This window comes from Kribbella sp. NPDC051952, assembly GCF_040680855.1.
GTDB lineage: Bacteria > Actinomycetota > Actinomycetes > Propionibacteriales > Kribbellaceae > Kribbella.
This window is the reverse complement of sequence record NZ_JBFAXQ010000015.1, coordinates 203,839-212,498: the sequence shown is the minus strand read 5'-3', so window position 1 is coordinate 212,498 and position 8,660 is coordinate 203,839. Positions and strand designations below refer to the sequence as shown.

The 8,660-nt window shown below is 67.1% G+C and carries 7 protein-coding genes and 1 pseudogene; 6 read left to right on the top strand and 2 right to left on the bottom strand.

The genetic code is table 11. From position 1 onward, the window contains the following. Nucleotides 1-105: pseudogene (locus tag AB0L70_RS26880) on the top strand (nicotinic acid mononucleotide adenylyltransferase); the annotation flags it as partial. Nucleotides 106-1,472: 1,367 nt separating this feature from the next. Here the strand turns inward: AB0L70_RS26880 and AB0L70_RS26875 are convergent. Beyond that, the gene (locus AB0L70_RS26875) at nucleotides 1,473-2,186 is read right to left on the bottom strand and encodes an SRPBCC domain-containing protein (RefSeq protein ID WP_363688784.1); all 714 of its coding nucleotides are present in this window, start codon (nucleotides 2,184-2,186) and stop codon (nucleotides 1,473-1,475) included. Beyond that, nucleotides 2,183-2,752 (bottom strand): helix-turn-helix domain-containing protein, encoded by a 570-nt coding sequence (locus tag AB0L70_RS26870; RefSeq protein WP_363688782.1) that lies wholly within the window; start codon nucleotides 2,750-2,752, stop codon nucleotides 2,183-2,185. Before AB0L70_RS26870 ends, AB0L70_RS26875 begins: the two co-directional genes overlap by 4 nt. A gap of 178 nt (nucleotides 2,753-2,930) precedes the next feature. On the opposite strand from AB0L70_RS26870, the gene AB0L70_RS26865 reads away from it, so the two are divergent. The 5 genes from AB0L70_RS26865 to AB0L70_RS26845 all read left to right on the top strand — a co-directional run bounded on the left by AB0L70_RS26865 (nucleotide 2,931) and on the right by AB0L70_RS26845 (nucleotide 8,559). Then, nucleotides 2,931-3,071 (top strand): hypothetical protein, encoded by a 141-nt coding sequence (locus AB0L70_RS26865; protein WP_363688780.1) that lies wholly within the window; start codon nucleotides 2,931-2,933, stop codon nucleotides 3,069-3,071. Nucleotides 3,072-3,225: 154 nt separating this feature from the next. Next, the gene (locus AB0L70_RS26860; protein ID WP_363688778.1) at nucleotides 3,226-5,349 is read left to right on the top strand and encodes an alpha-galactosidase; all 2,124 of its coding nucleotides are present in this window, start codon (nucleotides 3,226-3,228) and stop codon (nucleotides 5,347-5,349) included. A 32-nt stretch (nucleotides 5,350-5,381) separates the two neighbouring features. After that, on the top strand, nucleotides 5,382-6,323 hold the full coding sequence (locus AB0L70_RS26855) for a sugar ABC transporter permease (protein WP_363688776.1): 942 nt from the start codon (nucleotides 5,382-5,384) through the stop codon (nucleotides 6,321-6,323). After that, nucleotides 6,320-7,201: a carbohydrate ABC transporter permease gene (locus AB0L70_RS26850; protein WP_363688774.1), complete on the top strand. Its 882-nt coding sequence runs from the start codon at nucleotides 6,320-6,322 to the stop codon at nucleotides 7,199-7,201. The genes AB0L70_RS26855 and AB0L70_RS26850 overlap by 4 nt, the downstream gene beginning before the upstream one ends. Then, a complete protein-coding gene (locus AB0L70_RS26845) occupies nucleotides 7,201-8,559 on the top strand; it encodes an extracellular solute-binding protein (RefSeq protein ID WP_363688772.1) in 1,359 nt (452 codons plus the stop codon). The genes AB0L70_RS26850 and AB0L70_RS26845 overlap by 1 nt, the downstream gene beginning before the upstream one ends. The last annotated feature ends 101 nt before the right edge of the window (nucleotides 8,560-8,660 follow it).

Here is an 8,660-nt window from a genome sequence, read left to right as displayed (position 1 = left end):
GCCAGCGAGGTCCAGGCGTACTTCGATCTGGACGAGGTGATCTTCGTCCCGACCGGCCAGCCGTGGCAGAAGTCGGACAAGAAGGTGTCGGCGCCGCAGGAGCGGAGAGCCAGTTGGGCCCAGTAGTTGGGGTGGAGGGATTCCTGGATGTAGTAGTTCGAGCCGACTGTGGTGACCGTGCGGATCTGGTTGATCCACTCGGTCTTGTCGACGGCGGTCGGTTGGGTCCAGGAGGACAGGCCGACCTCTTCGTAGAGGCCGACGGTGTTCTCGCAGAGGCGCCTGCCGTTGAAGGCGGACTGCAGTTCGAGCAGGCGGGTGTTGGTCAGGCCGGACTCGCTCATCGCGGCGCGGACGGTGTTGTTGATGGTGACGAGGGCGGTGTTGTTGGCCCAGTCGGCATCCGCGTTCCAGAAGCCGCAGCCGCCGACGTTCTGCCGGCCGTAGCCGGACTGGCCGTACCTGAACCCGCTGCTGGCCGGGATCGGCGACGGGTATGTCTGCACCACCAGAGTCCACGCGTCGTCGCCGTACCCGGCGTTGCGCATCGCGGTGCGGACGTTCTGGAACGCGGTGGCGATCCGGCCGCGTACGGCGGTGACGTTGGCGGAGGTGAAGTTGTTGACCACCGACGAGTCGTCGCGACAGTAGTTCGGCAGCCACTCCGGAGACGTCAGGAAGTCGGTCACGCACGACGTCACGATCGCCGCGAAGTTGAAGTCGTTGCCACCGATCGACACGACCACCTGCTTGACGTTGTGACCGGTCGCGAACTGCTGCAGCATCTTCGCCTGGCCGATGTCGCCGGCGCCGTTGTCGTAGAAGTCGATACCCGGCTTGAAGTTGTCGCCAGTACCGGTCGTGGTCTGGGCGCCGGAGCAGGCCAGGTTCAGCCCGCCGACGCCGCCGCCGATGAACGCCTCCGCGGACTGGCTGCGGTGGCACTTCGGGATCTGCTCGGCGGTACCGCTCGCGTTGTCGTGATAGGCGTGCGCACCGAGCGCGTCGGCCGGTGCTTCGGAGTTGTTCGAGCTACCGGCCCAGCGGCCGGCCTCACCCGAGATGTAGGAGTCGCCGACGGTGACGACGTACGGCGTACCGGACCCGGGGCCGTCGGCCATCGCGGGGGATGCGACCAGGCCGAGCCCGGTCATGGAGAGCGCAAGGATCAAGGAAACTCGACGCCAAGACGGAAAAGCGGAGTTAGGAGTAAGCACCCGGAAGGCCTCTCTCGCCGGAGGTCGGTGATCGTGAGGATCCCCCCACCCGATCACCGTCGGCAGAAATGTACTTCCCGGTAACCCGCTCCGGTAGACCGAGAGTGCTGACATCTTTGCGCCCTGTCACCGCCGTGTCACCGCCGTGTCAGCTGGTGCTGCGAACCGCCAGCACTCACCAAGTGCACTTTCCGAGCGGCGTCCACGCTGGGGCGGGCGTCCTAAGCGCAGTTGATGAGTGTTAGGCGTCCGGGGTCAGCCCTCGAGGTTCAGTTCCTCCGGGTAGCGCGAGCGCCACCAAGTGGTCCAGCGCGCGTCCAGCGCCTCCCGGTCGACGTCGCCGTACAGCGTCAGGACCGCCATCGTGGCGCCGTCAGGTTTGACGTCGCCCGGCGGGATGTGGCTGAGCACCAGGAGACCGTTGCCCCAGGCATCGACCGTGAGGCCGATCTGGTGCTCGGAGGTGTACCAGACCTGCCCCTTCGCCTGCTCGCCGATCAGGTCGAGCTCGTAGGAGCTGCCGGCAGGGCCCGGGGAGATCCCCAGTTCGGTGATCGGCGAGAGCGCGCCGGTGCCGGAGTAGAACAGCGTCCGCCGAACCTCGCTCGGGTGCTGCTCCAGCGCGAACCCCAGCTGGTGCAGGAACGTCGTCCAGCCCTCGGTGATGTCGTCGTAGTACGCCTCCCACTCCGGGTTCGCACCGTGCGGCGCCCGGGTCAGCGTGATCCGTGACCCACCCTCGACCGGCTCGACCACGAAGCGGTCGCCGTCGCCGAGGGTCAGCGTCGTACCGTCCTCGACGGCCCGGGTGAAGTAGATGAGGTCGATCTCCTCGTCCAGCCCGCCCGAGGTGCCCTCGTACTCCCAGCCGTGCCAGTGCCGGATCTTCTCCTTCTCCCGCAGCGCCTGCCAGACCGCCTCCACCGGCGCCGCCACGGTCACCACGATCTGTGGTGTCTTCTCGGTCATGATTCTCCTTCGGTACGGCGGGGAGCCGGATGACCGCCCGCGATCAGTCGGTAGGGCCGTCCGTCCTCGGCGTCGAACTGCTCGACCACCTGCCGCACGGCCTCGGTCAACGCGTCGGTGAAGCGGTGTACGTCGCCTGGCTCGGCGAACCGCACCTCCGCCTCGAGGGTGAACGTCAGCAGCCGCTTGTCCGCGGCGTCGGCCGCGGTCTGCATCCGGGCCACGTCCCGCACGGTCGCCGCGGCCACGTCGACCAGTTGCTCCGCGGCGTACTGGTCCTGGATCTGGGTGAACGCCCGGCCCATCACGGTGGGATCGACCACGAGCGAGGCCGACGCGCGCAGGATCCGCTCGGTGAACCCACGCCGCTGCCTCTCCTCGACGAGCTCGACCAGACCGGCCTTCTCCAGCTCGCGGAGGTGGTAGTTCACCCGTTGCCGCGGCAGCTCGAGCGTCGCCGCGAGTTGGGTCGCCGACGAGGGCTCCCGGAGCAACGCGAGCAGCCGCCGCCGGATCGGCGACAACGCCAACCGCACCTTCTCGGGCTCCTCGACGTACCTCAGCATCCCCTCAATCTCCTATTGACAGAAAAATCTGTCAATAGCTGGCCCACGGGATGCAACGATGACCAGCCGGACGGCGACCGTCTGGTGCTGGCGCACACGATCTACGGGGTGGTGGGATCGCGGGCGTTCGGGCTGGACACGGACGCCTCGGACGGTCTCCGGGGCTCACCTGTACGGCTTGCCGTCCCGTGACTTGGATGTGGACCTGCGCGGCGTACGCGTCCTGCCGGCGGCCGAGGTGGTCGGCACGCTGACCGACCGGCCGGATTCTGAGTCTGCGCTGCGCGACTTGCTGGTACGGGCGCGTCTGTCGCACTGAGCGCGGCGCCGTGGGACAGCGATTGCCCGGGGCTCTGTTCTGACGACGGTGACAGCCTTAGGGTACTTACTTAACTTCGTGAAGCATTGACATCCAGGCTGGCGGGGTAAATAGTTCCGTCCTGAAATCAATCAGAAAGCAGAGTGAATCAACAGTGTCGAACATCGAGGTGCTGCAGCTCCGGGCCCGTGGGGTCAGTCTGGTGCTGGACTGCTCAGGTCCGGCTCTCCCGTCCGTCCTGCACTGGGGTGCTGATCTGGGCGAGCTGACCGAGGACGCTCTGCTGGAACTGAGGCGTGGGGCCGGTACCGTCCAGGACGGTAACGGGCTCGACGACAACCGCCCGATCGCGATCGTGCCGGAGTACTCGGCCGGCTGGTTCGGCCTTCCCGGCCTGAGCGGTCACCGCGACGGCCAGGACTTCTCCGCCAGCTTCCAGTTGGCCGCGGTCGCGCAGACCGACAACACCGTGCAGGTCGACGCCGAGGACTCGGAGGCCGGCCTCAAGCTCCGCCTCACGATCGAGCTCACGGACTCGGGTCTCGTCCGGGCCAAGGCGGATCTGACCAACGCCGGCACCACGCCGTACACGGTTGATGGTCTGCTGCTCGCGTTGCCGGTCCCGACCGAGGCGACCGAGCTGCTCGACATGACCGGCCGCCACATCGGTGAGCGCCACCCACAGCGGCACGCGTTCACCCAGGGCGCGCACATCCGCGACAACCGCCGCGGCCGCACCGGCGCCGACGCGACCCTCCTGCTGATCGCCGGTACGCCGGGATTCGACTTCGGCACGGGTGAGGTCTGGGCCGTGCACACCGCCTGGAGCGGCAACCACCGTTCGTACGCCGAGCGCGGCATGAGCGGGTACGGCGTCATCGGAGGCGGCGAGCTCCTCCTCCCCGGCGAGGGTCGCGTGCAGCCGGAGGGCACCTACAGCACCCCCTGGCTCTACGGTTCGTACGGCGTCGGCCTCGACCGGCTGTCCGCCCGGTTCCACGAGTACCTGCGGGCCCGGCCGAACCACCCGCACACCGAGCGTCCCGTCGTACTGAACACCTGGGAAGCCGTCTACTTCGACCTGGATCTGGACAAGCTGAAGGCGCTCGCGGACGCGGCCGCCGAGGTCGGGGCCGAGCGGTTCGTGCTGGACGACGGCTGGTTCCGCGGCCGGCGCGACGACCACGCCGGGCTCGGCGACTGGTACGTCGACGAGGGGATCTGGCCGAAGGGCCTGCACCCGCTGGTGGATCACGTCAAGAGCCACGGGCTGCAGTTCGGGCTCTGGGTCGAGCCGGAGATGGTGAACCCGGACTCCGACCTGGCCCGCGAGCACCCGGACTGGATCCTTGCCACCGGCAACCGGATGCCACCGACCGCGCGCCACCAGCAGGGCCTGAACCTCGGCGTACCGGCGGCGTACGACTACATCCTCGAGCGGCTCGACAGCCTGCTGACCGAGTACGACATCGCGTACCTGAAGTGGGACCACAACCGCGACTTCGTTGATGGCGGCAACCAGTTGACCGGTACGGCGGGGATCCACGAGCAGACCCTGGCCGTGTACCGGCTGATCGACGAACTGAAGCGCCGGCACCCGGGGCTCGAGATCGAGTCGTGCTCGTCCGGTGGTGCCCGCGTCGACCTCGGCATCCTCGAGCGGACCGACCGGATCTGGGGCAGCGACAGCAACGACGCACTCGAGCGACAGAAGATCCAGCGCTACACCCAGCTGCTGCTGCCGCCGGAGCTGATCGGCTGCCACGTCGGCCCGCCGCGGGCGCACACCACCGGTCGCACCCAGGCGCTGTCGTTCCGCGCGATCACCGCGCTGTTCGGCCACTTCGGCATCGAGTGGGACATCGCGTCCGCTTCGGCCGAGGAACGCGCCGAGCTGGCCGGCTGGGTCGCACTGCACAAGGAACTGCGGCCGCTGCTGCACACCGGCACTGTCGTCCGCGCCGACCGCGGTCCGGAGGACTTCCTGCTGCACGGCGTCGTCTCGCCGGATGGCGGGGGGGCCGTGTACGCCGCCGTACAACTGACCCAATCTGTCACCTCGGCCGTCGGCCGGGTTCGCCTGCCCGGGCTCGACCCGAACCGGACGTACCGGGTCAGCAAGATCGCGACACCCGGACCCGAGTCGCGGACTGCGGCCTGGTCGGCCAACGGTGGAGGGGTGGAACTGAACGGTGCCGCACTGGCCTCGGTCGGGGTACTGATCCCCGCGCAGTGGCCGGAGAACGCGATCTTGCTGGACGTGACTGCGATCGACTAACCCGGTCGATCGCCGACGAGAAGGAGATCCCCGTGACCGTGACCACCAACGCACCACCGAGCCAGCAACACCGTCGCGGGGATCCGAAGGCGCCAAGCCGGCGCCGAAACCTGGGGGACCTGAAGGTCGCGATGATCTTCATCGCCCCCGCCACCGTCGGCTTCGTCGTGTTCTACATCTGGCCGACGCTGCGTGGCGCGTACCTGAGCTTCACCGAGTACAGCCTGCTGTCCGCGCCGCAGTTCAACGGGCTGGACAACTACCGGCGGATGGTCCAGGACAGCTTCTTCTGGAACGCGCTGGGCGTCACGGTCGAGTACGTCGTGATCAACATCGGCGTACAGACGGTCCTGGCGGTCGGGATCGCGATGCTGATGTACCGGCTGACCAAGTCGATCACGGTCCGGGCGGCGATCCTGCTGCCGTACCTGGTCGCGAACGTGGTCGTCGCGCTGGTCTGGTACTGGATGCTCGACTTCCAGGTCGGCATCGTGAACCAGGGCCTCACCTGGATCGGGATCGACCCGGTCGCGTTCTTCGGTGACTCGCACTGGGCCATCCCGACTGTTGCCGGCATCAACGTCTGGCGGCACATGGGCTACACCGCCCTGCTGGTGTTCGCCGGTCTGCAGACGATCCCGGGGTACGTGTACGAGGCGGCCGAAGTGGACGGCTCGACCGAGTGGAAGACGTTCTGGCGGATCACGTTGCCGCTGCTGCGGCCCGTTCTGGTGATGGTCCTGGTGGTCACCATGATCGGCTCGTTCCAGATCTTCGACACGGTCGCCGTGACCACCCAGGGCGGTCCGATCAACGCGACCCGGGTCATCTACTACTACATCTACGAACGGGCGTTCACCCGGTTCGACTTCGGGTACGCCTCGGCGATGGCTCTGGTGCTGTTCGCCATCCTCGCGGTGGTCTCGTTGCTGCAGCTGCGGCTGCTGCGGGCCAAGGAGAGTGATCTGGCATGAGAAAGGACCTGAGCGTCGGCCGGGTCGTTGCCTGGGCCTTGTTGTTCGTGCTGCTGATCGTCACCCTGTTCCCGTTCTACTGGATGTTGCGTACGGCGTTCTCCGACAACACCCAGCTCCCCGGTCACCCGAGCTCACTGCTACCGGTGGAGTCGACCCTCGGTGCGTTCAAGCGCGTCCTCGGATTGTCGACGATCGAGGAGGCGCAGGCCCAGGGTGGCTCCGGGGCAGCCGTCAACTTCTGGCTGTACCTGCGCAACTCGTTGGTCGTGTCAACGGTGACGACCGTGTGCCAGGTGTTCTTCAGCGCGATGGCGGCGTACGCGTTCGCGCGGTTGCGCTGGCCCGGCCGCGACAAGGTGTTCGCGCTGTTCCTGGCCGCGCTGATGGTGCCGCCGATCTTCACCACGCTGCCGAACTTCGTGCTGATCAAGAACCTCGGGCTGTTGAACAGCTTCGCCGGCATCATCCTGCCGGGCGCGTTCATGACGCCGTTCGCGATCTTCTTCCTGCGCCAGTTCTTCCTCAGCATCAACCGGGAGCTGGAGGAGGCGGCGATGATCGACGGCGCCGGCCACCGGCTGATCTTCTTCCGCCTCATCATCCCGATGAGCGCGGCGCCGATCGCCACGCTGGCGATCCTGACCTACATCAACTCGTGGAACGACTACTTCTGGCCGCTGCTGGTCGGTCAGCAGGAGAACGTCCGGGTGCTGACGGTCGCGCTCGGTGTCTTCCGCTCGCAGACACCGCAGGGTGGTCCGGACTGGGCCGGCCTGATGGCGGCGACGCTGATCGCGGCGCTGCCGATGATCGTGCTGTTCCTGGCGTTCGCGAAGCGGATCACCAACTCCATCGGCTTCTCAGGGATCAAATGATGAAACCTCTCTCTAGAAGGACCCTGCTGAAGGCAGGACTGGCCGGGCTCGCCGCGTCCGCGGTGGCCGGGTGCAACAACGGTGCCACCGCCCGTGGTGAGGGTGAGGTCATCTACTGGTTGTGGGACTCGGCGCAGCTGCCGATGTACACCGAGTGCGCCAAGGTGTTCCACGAGCAGAACCCGCAGTACAGCGTGAAGATCGAGCAGTACGGGTGGAACGACTACTGGTCCAAGCTGGTGACCGGGTTCATCTCCGACACCGCGCCGGACGTGTTCACCGGGCACTCGTCGAAGTACCCGCTATTCGCGGACAAGGGCCAGGTCCTGCCGATCGACGACTACGTTGCCAGGGACAACATTGACCTGGGCATCTACCAGAAGACGCTGGCGGATCGCTGGATCGGGGCCGACGGCAAGCGGTACGGCCTGCCCAAGGACTTCGACACCGAGGTCTACTTCTACAACAGCGCGTTCACCGAGGCGGCCGGGATCACTACCGAACAGCTGAACTCGATGACGTGGAACCCGCAGGACGGCGGCACGCTCGAGAAGATCATCGGGCGGCTGACGGTGGACGCCAAGGGCCGCCGCGGCGACCAGCCCGGGTTCGACAAGGACAACGTCAAGGTCTACGGACTCGGGTACGCCGATGCCGGCGGCGGCGACGGTCAGACCAGCTGGAGCTGGTACGCCGCGATCAACGGCTGGAAGTACTCCGAGGGCGAACCGTGGGGGACGAAGTTCTTCTACGGCGACCCGAAGTTCACCGACACGATCGGGTGGTGGCGCGGACTCATCACCAAGGGGTACATGCCGACGTACGCGCAGGCGAAGTCCGGGGTCGACGTGACCACGAGCTTCGGTGCGGGGAAGTACGGGATGACCCCGAACGGGTCCTGGATGCTGGCGACGTACGCCGGCCTGAAGCAGGTGAAGACGAAGCTTGCCCGGCTGCCGATCGGTCCCGTCGGGAAGAGGATGTCGATGATGAACGGGCTGGCGGACACGATCTGGGCGGGCACCACCCGCCGGGACGCGTCCTGGGCCTGGGTGAAGTTCCTCGGCTCGCAGACCGCGCAGGACATCGTCGCCAAGGCTGGGGTGGTGTTCCCGGCGGTGGCCGCGAGCATGCCGGCGGCCAAGGCGGCGTTCGCGAAGAGCGGGTGGGACGTCACGCCGTTCCTGGAACCGGTCGAGGCGGGTGACGTCTTCCCGTACCCGGCCAATCCGAACGCGGCCGACGTGACCGCGGTGATGACGCCGGCGATGGAGTCGGTGATGTCGTTCGAGGCTGAACCACCGTCGCTGGCGAAGGCCAACAACGATGTGAACAAGATCCTCTCAGCCAGCGCCTGAGGGTTTCCCCGGGGTCTGCCTACGCCCGGGGGAGTACGCCGTACTGCGTCCAGTGGTGCAGTGTGCTCCTCCGGGGGTAGGTGAGGTGTCGCCGCCCGGGC

Bases quoted from the DNA above. Each gene is read 5' to 3' on its own strand.
- AB0L70_RS26875 (WP_363688784.1), bottom strand. From the start codon at position 2,186: ATGACCGAGAAGACACCACAGATCGTGGTGACCGTGGCGGCGCCGGTG.
- AB0L70_RS26870 (WP_363688782.1), bottom strand. From the start codon at position 2,752: ATGCTGAGGTACGTCGAGGAGCCCGAGAAGGTGCGGTTGGCGTTGTCG.
- AB0L70_RS26850 (WP_363688774.1), top strand. From the start codon at position 6,320: ATGAGAAAGGACCTGAGCGTCGGCCGGGTCGTTGCCTGGGCCTTGTTG.
- AB0L70_RS26845 (WP_363688772.1), top strand. From the start codon at position 7,201: ATGAAACCTCTCTCTAGAAGGACCCTGCTGAAGGCAGGACTGGCCGGG.